This window comes from Aequorivita sediminis, assembly GCF_032080575.2.
GTDB classification, from domain to species: Bacteria; Bacteroidota; Bacteroidia; order Flavobacteriales; family Flavobacteriaceae; genus Aequorivita; species Aequorivita sediminis.
This window is the reverse complement of sequence record NZ_JAVLSO020000010.1, coordinates 38771-56370: the sequence shown is the minus strand read 5'-3', so window position 1 is coordinate 56370 and position 17600 is coordinate 38771. Positions and strand designations below refer to the sequence as shown.

Here is a 17600-nt window from a genome sequence, read left to right as displayed (position 1 = left end):
TATAGAACTGTAAAACTAAAAATAAATTTTAGTTTTACAGGATAATGTAAAATGTCATTTTTAAAAGCAAAATCATTGGACACTAGTACTTTTACAGTAAAAAAATATGCTCCTGAAGATAAAGCTTTGTGGAATAACTTTGTGATGTCTTCAAAAAACGGCACATTTCTATTCCACAGAGATTTTATGGACTATCACTCCGATCGTTTTACAGACTACTCTCTTATTGTTTACAAGAAAAACAAAGTGGTAGCCGTATTTCCTGCCAACGTGATAGAAAAGATAGTTTACTCGCATCAAGGGCTTAGTTACGGCGGAATAATTCTAAAGACTTCGGTTAAGTTTAAAGAGACTTCTCTTATTTTTAAAAGTATTTTAAAGTATTTGGATGAAGCGGAGATTGCTGAGGTTTTCATAAAGCAAACGCCTAGAATATATCATCGGGTGCCTTCAGACGAATTAGATTGGTTGTTTAATATTGTGGAAGCAAAGCCTTATCGCGTAGATTTACTATGTGTAATTGATAATAGAAACCCGATTAAAATTGCGTCCAACAGAATGGAAGGGGTTAAAAAAGGAATTAACCAAAATCTTAAAATTGAAGAGACTGATAATTTTGAAGGGTTTTGGAATCAAATCCTTATTCCAAATCTCTTACTGAAACACGGAGCTTCGCCTGTCCACAGTTTGGCGGAAATTAAATTATTAGCTAATACTTTTCCTAAAAACATTAAGCAATTTAATGTTTATAAAGATGCTGTTCTTGTTGGTGGCGCAACTATCTTTGAAACAGATACAGTTGCACACGCGCAATATATTTCGGCTAATCAGGATAAACAACAACTGGGTACTCTGGATTTTTTATTTGAATACTTGTTGCGAGAGCGCTTTGCTGAAAAGTTGTATTTTGACTTTGGAGCTTCCAACGAAAATCAAGGAAAAAATATTAACGAAGGCTTACTTTATTGGAAAGAATGTTTTGGCGGTAGAAGTATCGCTCAGCCTTTTTATAAAGTGAAAACTTCAAACTATAAAAACTTAGAACCCATTTTTGTATGATTCCATTTCTAGATTTAAAAGGTATAAATCAACGCTTTGAAACAGCCTTTCAAAATAGCTTTCAACAGTTTTTAGATTCAGGCTATTATGTTCTGGGAAGCCAAGTAAAGCTCTTTGAAGCCAACTTTGCGCGCTATTGTGGTACAAATCATTGTGTGGGTGTAGGAAATGGATTGGATGCCTTACGATTGATTTTAGAAGGGTACAAGGTTCTTGGGAAGCTAAAAGAGAACGATGAGGTGCTAGTAGCCTCCAATACTTATATAGCCACGATACTCGCCATTAAGCAAGCGGGATTAAAACCTGTACTTGTAGAAGCAGATTTAGACACCTACAATTTTGATTTAATTTCCTTACAAAATTCAATTTCAGGTACCACAAAAGCAATTATGCCTGTGCATCTTTACGGGCAGATTTCAGCTATAGATGAAATTTTAACGATTGCTAAAGAAAACAATCTTTTGGTAATTGAAGATGCTGCCCAAGCCCATGGGGCAATAGCAAATAATGGAAAGCGAGCTGGGAATCTTGGGGATGCTGCGGGGTTTAGTTTTTATCCCACCAAAAACCTTGGCGCTCTTGGGGATGGGGGAGCGGTTACCACAAACGACGATGCCTTAGCCGAAGTAATTACTAAACTTCGTAATTATGGCGCTACCACTAAATATGTAAATGAAATTTCAGGGTTCAATTCTCGACTTGACGAGCTTCAAGCCGCCTTTATGAATTGTAAGTTACCTTACTTAGACGATGATAATGAACGCAGAAGAACGATCGCGAAAAAATATACTGCAGAGATTAGCAATAAAAAGATAATCCTTCCAAAATACGACGGAAGTGATAGTCATATTTTTCACTTGTTTGTTGTTCGCGTTGATAATAGAAACGGATTTATAGATTACTTGGATAGAAATGGAATAGGTCATTTAATTCATTACCCAATTCCACCCCATAAGCAAGAAGCCCTTTCAGAGTATTCACATTTTAGTTTTCCAAATACTGAAAAGATTCACGACGAAGTGATAAGTATTCCAATAAGTCCGATAATGACTGATGCTGATGTGGAAAAGATTATAAAAACTTTAAACGCATACTAGTTGAAGATTCCAGGTTTTATAAAGAGGAATTTATTGTTGAAGATGACCTCTTTGAATGCAGGGGTGATCTTTATTAGATTGGTTGTTTCTGCTATCATCCAACGATTATTGACCGAGTATGTTGGGCCTGTCGGGCAGTACAAAATAGGGCAACTCAGAAGTTTCTCGCAGCTTTTAACTTCGGTTACTTCATTAGGGACATTTAATGGAATTGTAAAATACATTGCAGAATATAAAAATGAGGAAATAAAATTACAACGTTTATTTTCTACGGTATTTGTTTTTTTAATTATAGGTGTTTCGATAACAAGTACAGTACTGCTATTGTTTTCTTCAGAAATAAGTACGTATTTGTTTTCAACTACAGAGTTTTCATTTTTAGTGAAATTAATTGCTGTAATCGTTCCATTTATAGCTGTTCAAAGAATCTTTAATGGTATAATCAACGGTCTTTCCGAATATAAGAAATTTGCTAAAATTGAATTGTTTAGCTATCTGTTAAGTACAATTTTAACAGTTTTTTTTCTCTTTCAGTTCAATCTAGAGGGGGTTTTAGTGTCAATTATAATTACTCCTGTTATTCAGGTTTCGGTAATGTTGTTTTTTTTTATTAAGGTTCTCAGGGAATATATTCAGTTTAAAAGCTTGAGAATAAAAGCTCCCATGGCAAGAGCACTCTTGGCTTTTACCTTAATGTCTTTTGTTTCGTCAGTTCTAATCCCTCTGGTAGATATTGATATTCGCGCCATGCTGGAAGATAAAATTTCGGGACGGGAGTCTGGTATCTGGACTAATATGACTTTTATTTCCAATAATTACATGGTTTTTTCAGCTTCAATTTTTACCCTGTACGTAATTCCGAAATTTGCTGGAATTCACAGTGCCGAAAATTTTAAAAAAGAAGTGCTGTCTATTTATAAAGTGCTTCTGCCTCTTTTTGCAGGAGGGATGGTATTGGTTTTTTTATTTAGAAATATAATTATAGAGTTAATTTACCCGGGGCAAGTCGAAATGGCCGAACTTTTTAAATGGCAATTGATGGGTGATTTTGTTCGGTTAGCTTCTTTGGTTTTGGCACATCAATTTTTGGCTAAAAAACTAGTAATAAACTATGTATTCACTGAAATACTCTCCATTGCTTTGTTTTATGGATTTGCCAATTATTTGGTTAATAGTTATGGAATGGAGGGGATTGTTATGGCACACTTCTTTAGATATGTAATTTACTTTTTGGTAGTTTTATTTTTAATAATACGTTATTTCAGAAAAAATAAAATAAAAGCTGAGGTTTAAGTAGATTTCCAAGCATCGAGATATTTTTCAGTAACTATTATATAGTTGTGTTCTTTTTCAATAAACTTCCTTGCATTACTCCCAATGCTTTCAATTTTGTCAGGATTTAAAACTAGATATTCAAGTTCTTCAGCAATTTTTTTAGCATCGGGTAGTGCATTTATGGCTACTCTTTCCTTAAGCTTAAAATGCTCCATAAATTCTTTTTCGGCTCCTCCAAACACTACCTTCCCGCGAGACATAGCTTCCAGGGCATTATAACCCTGATCGTAAGCGTAAACATTGTCCATTAAAATATCACAATGCTCCAATTCTTTTACATATTGGCTAAACGGCAAGTTTTTGGTGCGTTTAATTTCAACTAGTTCAGGATATTTCTCTTCGATTATATCTAAGGCTTCATCAAAAAATCGATATCCCTTCTTCTCATAGTTCATTGTGTTTATTCCAAACAGGATTCTAATTTTTCTGTTTTCAATTTTAATGGGAGTATATTCTTCTGAAATTATAATTGGATTCGGAATAAGTGCTGCAACCTTGTCCCAACCTCGCCAGGGAATCACATAATCCATATCGCTTGGAATAACAGCTTTTGCATTTTTATATACAAAGTGAAACAGTTCTTTGTAGGGTTCGGTAAGGTATTTTAAGGCAAAATCTGCCTTCATTTTTGAATTTGGCGCTAAATAGGGCGTAAGCATATGGTAGCGCATACTACCGTCTAGATATGATTTTATAACCGGATAATCATCGCCACAACCCATTAAAAACACCTTTCCATTCTGTACAAATAGTGTTTTTAGAAGCTTAATTTCAAATTCAGGATAGGTGCCAATACTATGCGAATTTATGAGTTGAACAACATCATAATCTTTAAGTTTCGGCAGTAATTTTTTAAAGCGATAGCCTATTTCCCACTGTGCGGGATCTTTTTTAAAGAGACGTAACCATATTTTTCTAAAAAATAAAGGGAAAGTTTTATCACTTAGCCATTCTGCTCTAATGCTTTCATCTACAGGAAATTTTTTAAACATATCGCCAGTACCCACAAGCGTTACTTCGTGTCCTAAAACCTCTAATCCTTTTTTTAATGAATTGTGCAGTCGGCTATATTCACCTATTAATAAAACTTTCATCGGTATGTAATATTCTCTAATTTATTATTTCGATTTCGATTTCAACTTCGATTTCGATTTCATTTTCGATACATTTGCTTAAACGAAAATTGATGCCCGAATATACATATAAAACCACAGATTTGGAGATTTTGGTGGCGACCATGCACCGAACATCCTTGGATTTTCTAAATGCTATGTTTGTGGAATCTGGAATGGAAGGGTTTAAAGTGCTAATTGTTAATCAAACGGATGAAAACTCAATGTTAGAATCTAGTAACCCAAACATTCGTGTAATCAATTCCTTTGAAAAAGGACTTTCAAAAAGTAGAAACCTAGCCATTCAAAAGGCAATTGGGCCATTGTGTTTTAATACAGATGATGACGTAGTGTTTATGAAAGGCTTTGCAGCGGTAATTGTAAAAGCTTACAATACACATCCAAACCCAATAATTACGTTTAAAACGCTAACTACTGAAGGAAAAGATTATTGGAAGTATCCTAAAAAAGGGATGGTTCACAACCGGTTTGTAACTCAGAAAACACTGTCTATTGAAATATCATTTAAGCTTTCTGAGGTCTTAAATAAAAATTTGTTTTTTGATGAACGATTTGGACTAGGGGCACAATTTGAAGATGCTGAAAATTTTGTTTTTCTTACCGATGCAAAAAAGCTTGGATTAACGCCTTATTTTTATCCTGAATATATAACCATACATCCTCCACTATCTTCTAGTGATGATGTAGAAAGTGATAGACTGCTGTATGCTAAGGCGGCCATTAAAACATATGACTATGGAATTTTCAGTTATATTTGGGTGTTCAAATTTGTGTTCTTTATCTATAGAAAAAAATATATTTCACTGTCGGAGATTCCTCATAAAATAAAAGTTGGATTCAAAAGTATAGCCGATTACAACAAAATAAAACCAAATGAAAAATACAATTGATAATTGCCAGGTGTTAGATATTCCTAAAATTGCCGATCATCGTGGAAATTTGGCGGTTATAGAAGGAGACACCTTACCTTTTGATTTTAAGCGTGTGTATTATTTGTATGATGTTCCTAGTGATGCCCATAGAGGAGGACATGCCCACAAAGAACAACAAGAGTTCCTAATAGCAGTTAGCGGAAGTTTTGAGGTAATACTGGACGATGGAATAAATAAGAAAACAGTTACTTTAAACAAGCCCAATAAAGGATTGCTTATTCCTACAGGTATTTGGCGTGAACTTGGCGATTTCTCCTCAGGAGCGATTTGTGTGGTGTTTTCTTCAGATGTTTTCTTAGAATCGGATTACATCCGTGAATATTCAGAATTTGAGAAATTTTACCGATAAGTACTGAAATAGAAGCCAGATTGATGTAAGAACTCTTTAAACGCTTTCGACTTTATTAAAACTTGCCTTGGTAGGGAAAGTAATAATTTTTGTTTGGCGTTTAATCCTTCCAAAATCAATTTGCTTTTATACTTTTCAAAATTTGCTTTATCTCCTGCTAGCTTATACTGAATTGCAATAGAATATCTGTGTACATTTAAATATTGCTTTAGTGCCGGATTGGTTTCTACTTCTTTGTCATAAAGATCGAAATCTGGGTAAATTCGTGATTTTAAGCTACTGTGGTTAAGGCGATTGTTCGAGTCTAGATTTATAACAGCAGATACTTTATTTGAAAAAGACAAAGGTGCTTTTAATCCAGCTCTTATCCATAAATCCGTATCTTCAGAGAAAGTTATATCGGTTTTATGACCTCCAAGGCTCTGAAAAAACCGCTTCTTAAACCCGACACTAGAACCTGTTGCCGCAGAATCGGCCAGACTATATTCAAAATAGTTTACCTGTCCAATCCAATCCTCAGTTATATCTGCAAAGGGGGAAACCATTTTTCGAGTTAATTTATCATTGTGTTTTTTATTGTATGCTGTGGCAAACCAATGCGCCTCTGGAAATTTTGCTAAAATAGCATCTATATTTTCTAAGTGCCAAGGCAACCAATAGTCATCTGCATCTATCCATACAACATTTTCTGAAGTGGCTTTTGCTACAGCATAATTTCGTGTGGCTGCTAGACCTTCATTTTCTTTGCTATATATTTTTATGCGACCATCTTTAATGGATTCTGCTACTGCTAAACTGTTATCTGTTGAGCCATCGTTAACTATTATCACTTCAAAATCTTTGAAGGTTTGACTCATAACGCTTTTTAGAGTGGATGGAAAATCCTCTTCTTTGTTATATAGTGGTATAATTACAGAAAATCTAGGCATTTTGCGCTTTCTTAAGTTGAATGTAATAGTTTAATCTATAAAGATCGAACCAGAATAAATTTGGATTATCAGAATTGAAATTACGCTCCATGGTTTTTCTAAACCTAGAAACTATGAAACTAAAACTATTTACTAAATGATACTTATTAAGCTTTAAATAACTTTTTTGAATGGGTCGCATATTATTGTCCATCAATCCTTTTTCTTCTAGAATAACGGTAGTTTCAACTGCGGCTAAGGCTTTTTTTAGAAAAACCTTATTATCTTCTAATCCAAGATGGATAACCGGATTTTCAATATGTTTTACTTTGATACCTTTTCTTTTTAATTGATTGGAAAAAAAGTTGTCCATTCCATAAAACTTTTCGTCTATCGTATTGGTTTCCAAAAAAATATCCTTCTTAATAACAAGGTTTGATGAAACAATAGTGTATGGGTCTTTGTTTCTTGCTTCCAAAGGCTTTGTTTCACGTTCAACCCCATATATCCATCGAAGCATTTTAGAAGGTTCTGGTTTCTCTTTCTTGTAACAAATACCTCCTAATATTACTTCGGAATCGGAATTTTTTATAGTAACTATATAGTTTTTTATGAAATCCTCATTCTTTGGAAGCACATCTGCATCTAAAAACAACACCCAATTATGGACGGCTTTTTTTGCCAGTAAATCTCTAAGGGAGGTTCTTCCTATGTTATTTTTTAATACCTGATGTTCAGTGTGGCGAAGTTCCTTTATCTTTCTGTTTTCAGTTAAAAACCTATCCGAAGCGTCTTCGTAAACTATAATTTCAAAAGCTACATTACACTTAACTACCTGAGCATGTATTTTAGCTACTAACTCATAAATATTATAATTGTAAGTGGGTATTAAAATAGATATCATTTTCTGACTTTGCTTTTCAACTTGCTAAAATACGCTAAAGACTTTTAGAAATTAAGTAACTAAGGGCAAAAGTCAACCGAACTTCTTATCTTGTCACTAATTTTGCTAAACTATGAAACATTACCTGATAGTTATATTTTGTTTAATCATCTCCATACCCTCCACAGCACAGAGTGATTCTTGGTTTTATTTAACCGCAAGAGATTCTACCGTTGAGGTGCCCTTTGTAAAAGAAGGGAATTATTTAAAATATAGCGGCAACAATTCAAGGTTGAAATCTGTCCTCAAAAATTATAAAATTTCTGAATTCAAAAAAACCTATCGAAAAGCTAAAAAGGAAGATTTAGATGCAACATTTTTTGTAATTGCAGACAATTCGTTTTTACTTGAAGATTTACTTCAAACTTCTGCAGGTTTATTTAAAAGAGGGGAAATAATTCCTGACGAACAAAAGAAAATTTTTGAACCTAATGATTATGGGCTTACAAGTACGATAGGAGGGAACGAGGGGTTTGCCGTTAACCTTGATTATTTAGATTTTCTCGGCTTGCCCGAAGCTTGGTATTACACTACAGGAGATAGTAAAACGGTTATTGGTATATCGGATGGAGCTATTGATACCACTAATATAGATTTAAAAGATAAAACGAAGATATTCCACAAACCTCCCGATGTTGATGGTCATGGTACTTCGGTAGCGGCGATAGCCGCAGCCCAAGGCGATAACGGCTACGGTATTCCTGGCGTTTGTTATGATTGTGCTATCTACGGCACTACCTATGGCAGATTTAGAACTTTTGAAATACTGCAAGAGCTGTCAAAAGCAGGGGCAAAAGTTATTAACTGTAGTTGGGTAGGTAGTTATAACACGCCAGAAGTGCAAGACGAAGTAAACGAAATGTTTGCGCGAGGTACCATACTAGTTGCAGCTGCCGGAAATCGTGGATGGGAAAGAAATAAAGGCGAAATGAGTTACTTTCCAGCTTCCTATGATAATGTTATTTCCGTTTCTTCCGTAAATTATAAATATGAAAATATTGAAGACAATATTTTAAAAAGCGATAATGAAAAATTTTATATCGAAAACATTCGTGGATATGTAGGGAGAACAGGAGGGTTTAAAAATAACGACCTTACTCAAGCCGTTAGCACTTACCCTGTTTCAGTAACTACTTTAAATAAGGATGTGGATATTTTAGCGCCATCCAATGGGCAATTGCGTTTTACTCATAGTATAAGAGAAGGAAAACCTGTTTATATTACTATTGAAGCAACTTCCCCTGCAGCGCCATTAGTTTCAGGAACTATAGGGTTGATGTTTTCACTTTACCCTTGTTTACCGGTTACAGAAGTTGAAAGTATTTTGAAGATGACATCTACTAATATCGATCATATTGAAGCTAACCAACCTTTTGCCGGTAAATACGGAGCAGGGATGCTACATACTGGACGGGCTGTAAAAATGGTATTTGATATGTTTGCTGAAAAAGGCCCTGTTACAATCGAAAACCAAAATTTTAATCGATGGGATTTTAAACTCACGTCTCACGCTGAAGTACTACTGCAAAATCAAACTTTTAAAGACGATGCCAGTTTAAACCTAATGTCTAAAAAAGGAATTACACTTGGGGAAAATACTGTGCTAAAGCCAAATGCGAAAGGGAAAATCCACCTAAAAATAGATCCAACACTTCAAAAAGAGTGTGAGCTTCAATTACGCGATCCAAGTATTTTGAAGGATTGAATTTGAATTGACATTTTGTAAAACGTCGTAGAGAACCATGACTTTTACTACCAACTAAAGACTACCAACTACCAACTTTTTTAAACTGTTTTCTGCACAACTTCAAAAATCTGATTTTCGTCGCATTTTAGCGTTTTTGAAGGGTATTTTAGTAGTAAGGCATAATCGTGAGTTGCCATTAAAATAGTGTTTCCGTTTTTGTTTATTTCACGTAAAACTTCCATTACTTCAACACTCGTTTGAGGGTCTAAGTTTCCCGTAGGCTCATCGGCAAGAATTAGTTCAGGGTCGTTTAATAGCGCTCGAGCAATTGCAATACGCTGTTGCTCTCCACCAGAAAGCTGATATGGGTATTTAAAAGCTTTGGTTTTCATCCCTACCTTGTCAAGCACTTCGTTTATTCTATTTTCCATAGCAGCCTTATCCTTCCATCCTGTTGCTGTAAGTACAAAATGCAAATTGGCGTTTACTGTGCGGTCGTTTAACAACTTAAAGTCTTGAAAAACTACCCCTAACTTTCTTCTTAAAAATGGAATGTCTTTTTCTTTTAAAGTAGCCAAATCGTATCCAACAATATCACCCTGACCTTCCTTAAGCGGTAGATCTCCGTAAAGTGTTTTCATAAAACTACTCTTTCCTGTCCCGGTTTTTCCGATTAAGTAAACAAATTCACCTTTATCTACAGAAACAGTAACGTCTGAAAGCACCAAATTATCTCCTTGATAAATTACGGCGTCTTTTAATTGTAATACGTGGTTGGACATTTTTAAGTTGTATGTTAAGTGTTTAGCGTAATAAGTGTTCAAGGTTTCTCAGGGAAGCCAAGAGACAAAAGTAATTTGAATTACCGCAAACTGCAACAGATTACTGCGACTTATTTATTATCAGAAACTTTTTCTTTTAAAGCATTAATTTCTTTTTGCTGCTGAAGTGTGTACAGCGTTAATTCCTCAATTTTTTGAAGAAGTAGCAAGTTCATTTCTTTTAACGAAATGCCTTCCGCTTTCATTGTATCGGCTGATGGGATATTTGGCAAGTGGTTGTTTTCTTTTAAATACAATTCTAATTCCTCTAATGAAATTAAGTTGTATTCTGGCATCAAGCTAGAAGTGCCTGTAAAGTATTTTTCAAAAACATAATCAGGTGCGACTGCTCCATCCAAATCTACTAAAACCTCTTGGGTGTGTATTTTTCCTTTTACAGTTAATAATTCGTCCGGATTTGAAGTGCCAATACCTATTTTGCCGTTTTTCTCGGTTAAATTCTTAAAAGGATTGCGTTGGGCAGTGGCGGAAACAGTCAATAAAACCACACTCATAATTAATAACTTCTTCATAACAACAGGATTAATGATTTAAAAATTTTAAAATTACAGTATTTTTTTCAAGTGTTTTAATCAATGTTAAATTCTCTTTTAGCTTTAAATACTTATTTCCCATTTACAGCGTTATCTTCTAAGGAAAATCACACTTAAAATTAATCGTTAATTAAACCTTAAAAGTTACAGTATAGAAGAAAGCTACACTTAAAGTTAAATATCTTTACGCATTCAAAAACTGTAAATAATGATTAAGAATTTTCTAGTCTTTTCGCTTTTTCTATTCCTTTCATTTTCATCTTTTTCACAGCAAACAGCCGTGTTTACAAATCACCTGGCAGAGTTCAACATGGCTTTGGAGATGTATAATAATGGGCAGTACTTAGCAGCCCAAAGTCTTTTCGACAAAATAAAAAATAGTTCAGATGATGAAACAGTGCAAAGCGACTGTGCTTACTACATAGCTAATGCAGCTGTTCGCTTAAATCAACAAAATGCCGATCAATTAATGGAGTCGTTTGTCGAAAATCATCCTACTAGTTTAAAACGAAACTCTGCGTATATAGATGTTGCAAATTACTATTTCGACAATGGAAAATATTCTCACGCTCAAAAATGGTACAACAAGGTTGATGAATCTAGCTTAAGCCGAAGTGAGAAAGAGCGTTTTAACTTTAATAATGGATACGTTTATTTTAAAGCGAAACGTTACGACGAGGCAAAAAACTACTTCAATAGAGTGATTACATCACAAGAATACGGTTCGCAAGCAAAATACTATTTAGGGTTTATCGCTTATGAAGGTGATGATTACGAGGAAGCAAATAAAAATTTTGAAGATGTAAAAGGGGAGGAGCGCTATTCGGAAGACTTAAGCTACTACCAAGCCGATATGAACTTCAAACTTGGCAACTTTCAGAAAGCAATAGATATGGGAAAGGAGCAATTTAATAATTCTTCTCCTGCCGAAAAAAGCCAACTTTCAAAAATTATAGGTGAAAGCTATTTTAACCTAGGGCAATATTCCGAAGCTATTCCTTATTTAAAGGAATACAAAGGAACGCGTGGTAAATGGAATAATACAGATTATTACCTGCTAGGTTATGCGTATTACAAACAAGGAGATTTTGAAAAAGCTATTGGTGAATTCAATAAAATTATTGACGGAAAGAATGCAGTTGCACAAAATGCTTATTACCATTTAGCTGAGAGTTATTTAAAATTGAACAAAAAACAAGAAGCATTAAACGCTTTTAAAAATGCTTCAGAAATGGATTTCAGTGCCGAAATTCAAGAAGATGCGTATTTAAACTATGCAAAACTGAGTTACGAAATCGGGAATAGCTACAAAAGCACGCCACAAGTTATTCTTTCTTTTATAGAAAAATATCCAAACAATGCTAATAATGATGAGCTTAAAAAATTACTGATAGACAGCTATATCACTTCAAAAAACTATAAAGAAGCTCTAGATTTGTTGGAAAACAACAAGAATTTCGCAGATAAAGCAGCTTATCAAAAAGTAGCTTTTTTCAGAGGAATTGAACTTTATAACGAATCGAATTACAACGAAGCCATTGTGTATTTCGATAAGAGTTTGAAAGAACCACAAGACCAAGATTTCACTGCTCGCGCAACATATTGGAAGGCAGAAAGTGATTACCAATTGGCAAACTATGAAAAGTCTTTAAGTGGCTATAATAAGTTTGCAAAGTTAGCAGGGTCTCAAAATACTTCAGAATATAAAAACTTGAAGTACAATGTAGCTTACAATCAATTCAAACTAAAAAATTATGCTGATGCTATCTCAAACTTTAAAAGTTATGTAAGTTCATCTTCAGCCGAAAATGTAAGAAAGAAAGATGCTTATTTACGTTTGGGAGATAGTTATTTTGTTACGAGCCAATACTGGCCGGCAATGGAAAATTACAATGCTGCAGTTGATTTAGGCAGTAATAACGACTATGCAGAATTCCAAAAAGCTATAAGCTATGGTTTTGTAGATAGAAGCGAAAAGAAAATAGAGGAGTTAATTGCCTTTTCTAAGAAATATCCAAAGTCGGTTTACCGTGATGATGCTTTATACGAATTAGGAAATACGTATGTAGCTCAAAATAAAAACTCAGAAGCTATTTCGGCTTACGATCAAATGATTCGCGATACGCCAAACAGTATCTTCGTTCCGAAGGCATTGCTTAAAAAAGCGCTTATTTACGACAACACCGGAAGGAGTAATGAGGCCTTAGCTATTTTTAAACGCGTAGCGAAAGATTTTCCATCTACACAAGAAGCTTTACAAGCAGTATCATCTGCAAAAATCATTTATATAGACCAAGGTAATGTAGATGAATATGCACGTTGGGTAAAAGGATTAGATTATGTGCAAGTTGGCGATACAGAACTTGACGATGCAACTTATCTCGCTGCGGAACAACCTTATCTAGAAAACAAACAGTCACAAGCACAAGGTCGTTTTCAAGAATATTTAAAGGAGTTTCCAAATGGTCAACACGCTTTAAAAGCACATTTCTATTTAGGTCAGATTTATTTTGCAAACAAGGCTTCAGATAAAGCTATTCCACATTTTGAATATGTTGTAAATCGTGAGAGAAGCGAATTTACAGAACAGGCATTATCGAGAGTTTCAGAATTGTATTTAGGGAAGCAAGATTATAAGAGTGCTTTAAAATACTTAACAAGATTAGAGGCTGAAGCAGATTTTCCGCAGAATATCATCTTTGCGCAGACTAACAGTATGAAGGCTTCTTACGAGTTGAAGAAGTATGCTGAAGCAGTAAACTATGCTGAAAAGGTTTTACAGAATTCAAAAATTGATAACTCCATTAAGAGTGATGCGCAAGTAATTATTGCACGTTCTGCAATGAAAACAAACAACGAAGCTAAAGCTAAAACAGCCTACGCCGAAGTTCAAAAAATTGCAACAGGCCAGCTTGCCGCCGAAGCCTTGTACTTCGATGCCTATTTCAAAAACAAAGAAAGAAATTATGAGGCTTCAAATGCATCGGTTCAGAAATTAGCTAAAGATTATTCAGGATATAAGCTTTATGGAGCAAAAGGTTTGGTGCTAATGGCTAAAAACTTTTATGCGCTAAACGACGCGTATCAAGCAACTTATATTTTGGAAAGTGTTACTAAAAACTTCACTGAATATCCAGAAGTAGTTGAAGAAGCAAAAGCAGAATTAGCGCTGATTAAAAACGCTGAAGCAAAAACCAATTCATCCGTAGATACCGGAAACTAAAAACATCTGCGCTCTCTGCGACTTTGCGGTGTAATCTTTACCGCCGAGACGCCAAAGACGTAAAGAAATCATTAAAACAATAAATATAAATTTTTGAAAATATGTCCATAAAACAAATAGTTTTATTTTCAATCCCAGCATTATTTCTTTTTCATTTTTCTGCAAACGCACAGGAAAAGGAATTAGATCCTGAAGTGGTGAATATTGTAAAACCATATACTCCAACTATTTCAGATGCTTTTAAAGTAAAGGAAACCCCATCCTTAAACGATTCGGTTTCTACGATAAAAAAAGTTGTAAAGTATAGTATATTTTCTGTTCCTGTAGCCTCAACATTTACTCCTGCGAAAGGAAAAGCTACAAATGTAGAAAAAGCGAAACCTGTTAAGTTGTATGATAATTATGCCACCTTAGGTTTTGGGAATTACACTTCAATTTTAGGGGAATTATACAGTAATTTCGAAATAAGCCGAACAGATAATGCTGGTTTCTTTTTTAGACATAATTCTTCACAAGGAGATATAAAAGGTGTGAAATTAGACAACCACTATTACGACACTAGCCTTGACGCAAATTACACAAGCAGACAAAGGGATGTTACCTATAGATTAGATGCAGGAGTTGAACATCAATTATTCAACTGGTATGGGGTGCCAAAAGGATATTATTCAGATGAAGAGTTAGCCGGAATTGATACCAAGCAAAATTATTTAAGCGGATATGTGGGAGGTAGCATTGCATTAGACGATTCATTTTTTGATAAAGCAGCGGCTTCTATACGTTATACCGGAGATTCGTTTTCTTCTTCTGAACTAATTGTTAAGTTGAAACCAGAATTCTCTTTTCCGTTAGAAAACGTGACCTTCAAGCTTGATGGAGATTTAGATTATTTATTGGGAAGTTTTGATAAAGATTATTCAAATTCAACCGATATAAAGTACAGTTTTTTAAATGTAGGACTATCGCCATCTATCAACTTTGTAAATAATGACCTTAGTGTTTCTTTGGGTGTCGCAGGGTATGTGAGTTTAGACACCGAAAATAGCGACACCAACTTTTCACTTTATCCAAAAGTGAATGTATCGTATAGACTGCTTGACGAAACTGTAATTGCGTATGGTGGTGCAGAGGGTGGAATTAAGCAAAATACCTATTATGATTTTAAGGAGGAAAATCCATTTGTTTCCCCAACCTTAAATATTGCACCAACTAAAAAATTATACGAAGCATTTGGAGGGATTAAAGGAAAGCTTTCTAATGCTTTCGCTTACAACGCGAGAGTATCTTATGGTAAAGATGAAAACAGTGCTTTATTTCAATCAAACAATCTAAACTTTACGACTTCACAAAATGAAGGATATCATTATGGGAATTCGTTTAACGTAGTTTACGATGATATAAATACATTAGCGTTTTTTGGAGAAGTTAAGGTTGATGTTTCAGGACAATTTTCTGTAGGGGTTAACGCTAATTACTACAGCTATAGTACCGATGTGCAAAGTGAAGCTTGGAATTTACCAAGTTTAAAAGCATCTGTGTTCTCTAATTTTAATATTACTGAAAAACTGTATGGTAGTGCATCCTTATTTTATGTTGGAGAGCGCAAGGATGTATCAAACGCAGGTTTCATAGGGGAAGAAATTACCTTAGATGCTTATGTTGATGCCAACCTTAGTTTTGGCTACAGATTTACAGATAGGCTTTCAGCCTTTGTAAAAGGAAGCAATTTAATTGGCGACAACTATAAAAAGTGGATGAATTATCCAGTTCAAGGAATTCAAGGCCTAGCTGGAGTTACATATAAATTTGATTGGTAATCATTTTTAAATAACACTTTGAAAACATCCGTCTTTGGCGGATGTTTTCTATTTTTACAGCTTTACTAAAATACTTCATTCCGATGAAAAAAATATTACTCCTTTTACTTACCGTCTTAATTTTTTCCTGTGCGCCTGAGAAAATCCCTGCCGATTTACTCATTAAAAATGCGACAATTTACACAGTAGATAAAGATTTTAGTGTGGCGAACGCGCTAGTTGTAAAAGATGGGAAAATCTTAGAGATAGGCCTAAAGCCAGAACTCGAATTAAAATATCAAATCAAGGAAACCTACGATGCAAAAAACAATACGGTTGTTCCAGGATTAATCGATGCACACGCACATTTATACGGTTTAGGTTTAAGCTTACAAAGAGTAGACTTAATTGGAACTAAGAGTTATGATGAGGTGTTGGAACGAGTTGTAGCATTCCAATTGGAGCAGAAGGTAGATTACATCATTGGACGCGGATGGGATCAAAATGATTGGGAGGACAAAAACTTTCCAACTAAGGAAAAATTAGATTCACTTTTCCCAGATACTCCCGTGGCATTACGACGAATTGATGGTCACGCCCTTTTGGTAAACTCTAAAGCCTTGAAATTGGCTGGAATTACAGCAAAAACGAAATTGCCAGGTGGGGAAGTTATTTTAGAAAATGGCCAGCCAACAGGAGTGTTAGTAGATAGCCCAATGGAATTAGTTTTTAAAACGTACCCGGAAATAACTAAAGAAGTTTCCACTGAAGCGCTTTTAGATGCAGAAAAAGAAGCCTTAAAATATGGGCTAACCACAGTAGACGACGCAGGCCTAGATAGAAAGATTATTGAATTGATAGATACACTTCAGAAGCAAGGGGAATTTAAGCTTAGAATGTATGCAATGGTGAGTGATAGTCCAGAGAATTTAGATTATTATTTAAATAAGGGAACCTATAAATCCGACAGGCTTAATGTGCGATCGTTTAAAATCTATTCCGATGGCGCATTAGGTTCAAGAGGAGCTGCAATGCGTGAACCTTACAGTGATATGCCGAGCCATTACGGAGCAATGATGACTTCTTCTGAACAGTTAGACTCTATAGCAACCAAGTTGGCTAATTCAGAGTTTCAAATGAATTCACACGCAATCGGTGATTCAGCAAATATTGCTGTTCTACGTGCATACAAGAAGGCATTAACAGGAAAAAAGGATAAGCGTTGGAGAGTAGAACACGCTCAGATTATTTCGATGGAAGATTTTGAATATTTCAACGACCATAATAATGTACTTCCTTCTGTACAGCCAACCCATTGTACTAGCGATATGTATTGGGCAGAAGATAGGATAGGCGCAGAGCGAATGCAAGGGGCTTATGCTTACAAGGGTTTGTTAGACAAGGCTGGAAGTATTGCTTTAGGAACCGATTTTCCTGTTGAACACGTAAACCCGATGTATACATTCTATTCGGCGGTAGCTAGAAAAGATTTAGAACACTTTCCAGAAGAAGGTTTTCAAATGAAAGATGCGTTAACACGTGAAGAAGCATTAAAAGGAATGACTATTTGGGCAGCTTTTGCAAATTTTGAAGAAGATGAAAAAGGAAGTATAGAGGTAGGTAAGTTTGCAGACTTTACAATTCTTGACAAAGATATAATGACTGTTGATGAAAAGGAATTACCAAACACTAAGGTGGTTGCGACATTCATTAATGGCGAGTTGGTTTACGAAGTTGAATAAATAAATACTTTGCTGTAAAAA

The 17600-nt window shown here is 34.9% G+C and carries 14 protein-coding genes; 9 read left to right on the top strand and 5 right to left on the bottom strand.

The genetic code is table 11. From position 1 onward, the window contains the following. Positions 1 to 51: 51 nt before the first annotated feature. From RT250_RS12530 to RT250_RS12520, 3 genes are read left to right on the top strand one after another with little or no spacing between them, the layout of a single operon-like run. Positions 52 to 1059: a GNAT family N-acetyltransferase gene (locus tag RT250_RS12530; RefSeq protein ID WP_313115146.1), complete on the top strand. Its 1008-nt coding sequence runs from the start codon at positions 52 to 54 to the stop codon at positions 1057 to 1059. Next, positions 1056 to 2156, top strand: coding sequence for a DegT/DnrJ/EryC1/StrS family aminotransferase (locus RT250_RS12525; protein ID WP_313115144.1), 1101 nt, complete (start codon positions 1056 to 1058; stop codon positions 2154 to 2156). The genes RT250_RS12530 and RT250_RS12525 overlap by 4 nt, the downstream gene beginning before the upstream one ends. After that, entirely contained in the window at positions 2157 to 3449 is a 1293-nt protein-coding gene (locus RT250_RS12520; RefSeq protein WP_313115143.1) for an O-antigen translocase, read from the top strand. On the opposite strand, the gene RT250_RS12515 is transcribed toward RT250_RS12520, so the two are convergent. Beyond that, positions 3446 to 4585, bottom strand: coding sequence for a glycosyltransferase (locus RT250_RS12515; protein ID WP_313115142.1), 1140 nt, complete (start codon positions 4583 to 4585; stop codon positions 3446 to 3448). The two genes, RT250_RS12520 and RT250_RS12515, sit on opposite strands and share 4 nt — an antisense overlap. A gap of 92 nt (positions 4586 to 4677) precedes the next feature. On the opposite strand from RT250_RS12515, the gene RT250_RS12510 reads away from it, so the two are divergent. Further along, positions 4678 to 5514, top strand: coding sequence for a glycosyltransferase family A protein (locus RT250_RS12510; RefSeq protein WP_313115141.1), 837 nt, complete (start codon positions 4678 to 4680; stop codon positions 5512 to 5514). After that, positions 5498 to 5905, top strand: a complete 408-nt coding sequence (locus RT250_RS12505; RefSeq protein WP_139856245.1) for a sugar 3,4-ketoisomerase — start codon at positions 5498 to 5500, stop codon at positions 5903 to 5905. Before RT250_RS12510 ends, RT250_RS12505 begins: the two co-directional genes overlap by 17 nt. On the opposite strand, the gene RT250_RS12500 is transcribed toward RT250_RS12505, so the two are convergent. Beyond that, positions 5896 to 6834 carry a glycosyltransferase family 2 protein gene (locus tag RT250_RS12500; protein ID WP_313115140.1) on the bottom strand — a complete coding sequence of 313 codons (939 nt, stop codon included), beginning with the start codon at positions 6832 to 6834 and terminating at the stop codon, positions 5896 to 5898. The two genes, RT250_RS12505 and RT250_RS12500, sit on opposite strands and share 10 nt — an antisense overlap. Beyond that, on the bottom strand, positions 6827 to 7717 hold the full coding sequence (locus RT250_RS12495; protein ID WP_313115139.1) for a glycosyltransferase family 2 protein: 891 nt from the start codon (positions 7715 to 7717) through the stop codon (positions 6827 to 6829). Before RT250_RS12495 ends, RT250_RS12500 begins: the two co-directional genes overlap by 8 nt. 112 nt (positions 7718 to 7829) lie before the next feature. On the opposite strand from RT250_RS12495, the gene RT250_RS12490 reads away from it, so the two are divergent. Next, complete coding sequence (locus RT250_RS12490; RefSeq protein ID WP_313115138.1) at positions 7830 to 9461, top strand: S8 family peptidase; 1632 nt, start codon at positions 7830 to 7832, stop codon at positions 9459 to 9461. Positions 9462 to 9541: 80 nt separating this feature from the next. Here RT250_RS12490 and RT250_RS12485 read toward each other — a convergent pair whose 3' ends face one another. Beyond that, the gene (locus RT250_RS12485; RefSeq protein WP_139856241.1) at positions 9542 to 10225 is read right to left on the bottom strand and encodes a cell division ATP-binding protein FtsE; all 684 of its coding nucleotides are present in this window, start codon (positions 10223 to 10225) and stop codon (positions 9542 to 9544) included. Positions 10226 to 10335: 110 nt separating this feature from the next. After that, a complete protein-coding gene (locus RT250_RS12480) occupies positions 10336 to 10797 on the bottom strand; it encodes a hypothetical protein (RefSeq protein WP_313115136.1) in 462 nt (153 codons plus the stop codon). 229 nt (positions 10798 to 11026) lie between these two features. Between RT250_RS12480 and RT250_RS12475 the strand changes: the two genes are divergently transcribed. The 3 genes from RT250_RS12475 (at position 11027) to RT250_RS12465 (ending at position 17579) form a co-directional block, all read left to right on the top strand. After that, positions 11027 to 14041 (top strand): tetratricopeptide repeat protein, encoded by a 3015-nt coding sequence (locus tag RT250_RS12475; RefSeq protein WP_313115135.1) that lies wholly within the window; start codon positions 11027 to 11029, stop codon positions 14039 to 14041. A 101-nt stretch (positions 14042 to 14142) separates the two neighbouring features. After that, entirely contained in the window at positions 14143 to 15858 is a 1716-nt protein-coding gene (locus RT250_RS12470) for a porin family protein (protein WP_313115134.1), read from the top strand. 83 nt (positions 15859 to 15941) lie between these two features. After that, the gene (locus RT250_RS12465) at positions 15942 to 17579 is read left to right on the top strand and encodes an amidohydrolase (RefSeq protein ID WP_313115133.1); all 1638 of its coding nucleotides are present in this window, start codon (positions 15942 to 15944) and stop codon (positions 17577 to 17579) included. Positions 17580 to 17600 lie beyond the last annotated feature (21 nt).

What these genes read in the sequence shown, in the direction of transcription:
- RT250_RS12530 (WP_313115146.1), top strand. Translation starts at nt 52, where the DNA reads ATGTCATTTTTAAAAGCAAAATCATTGGACACTAGTACTTTTACAGTA.
- RT250_RS12525 (WP_313115144.1), top strand. Translation starts at nt 1,056, where the DNA reads ATGATTCCATTTCTAGATTTAAAAGGTATAAATCAACGCTTTGAAACA.
- RT250_RS12515 (WP_313115142.1), bottom strand. Translation starts at nt 4,585, where the DNA reads ATGAAAGTTTTATTAATAGGTGAATATAGCCGACTGCACAATTCATTA.
- RT250_RS12510 (WP_313115141.1), top strand. Translation starts at nt 4,678, where the DNA reads ATGCCCGAATATACATATAAAACCACAGATTTGGAGATTTTGGTGGCG.
- RT250_RS12505 (WP_139856245.1), top strand. Translation starts at nt 5,498, where the DNA reads ATGAAAAATACAATTGATAATTGCCAGGTGTTAGATATTCCTAAAATT.
- RT250_RS12500 (WP_313115140.1), bottom strand. Translation starts at nt 6,834, where the DNA reads ATGCCTAGATTTTCTGTAATTATACCACTATATAACAAAGAAGAGGAT.
- RT250_RS12495 (WP_313115139.1), bottom strand. Translation starts at nt 7,717, where the DNA reads ATGATATCTATTTTAATACCCACTTACAATTATAATATTTATGAGTTA.
- RT250_RS12490 (WP_313115138.1), top strand. Translation starts at nt 7,830, where the DNA reads ATGAAACATTACCTGATAGTTATATTTTGTTTAATCATCTCCATACCC.
- RT250_RS12485 (WP_139856241.1), bottom strand. Translation starts at nt 10,225, where the DNA reads ATGTCCAACCACGTATTACAATTAAAAGACGCCGTAATTTATCAAGGA.
- RT250_RS12480 (WP_313115136.1), bottom strand. Translation starts at nt 10,797, where the DNA reads ATGAAGAAGTTATTAATTATGAGTGTGGTTTTATTGACTGTTTCCGCC.
- RT250_RS12475 (WP_313115135.1), top strand. Translation starts at nt 11,027, where the DNA reads ATGATTAAGAATTTTCTAGTCTTTTCGCTTTTTCTATTCCTTTCATTT.
- RT250_RS12470 (WP_313115134.1), top strand. Translation starts at nt 14,143, where the DNA reads ATGTCCATAAAACAAATAGTTTTATTTTCAATCCCAGCATTATTTCTT.
- RT250_RS12465 (WP_313115133.1), top strand. Translation starts at nt 15,942, where the DNA reads ATGAAAAAAATATTACTCCTTTTACTTACCGTCTTAATTTTTTCCTGT.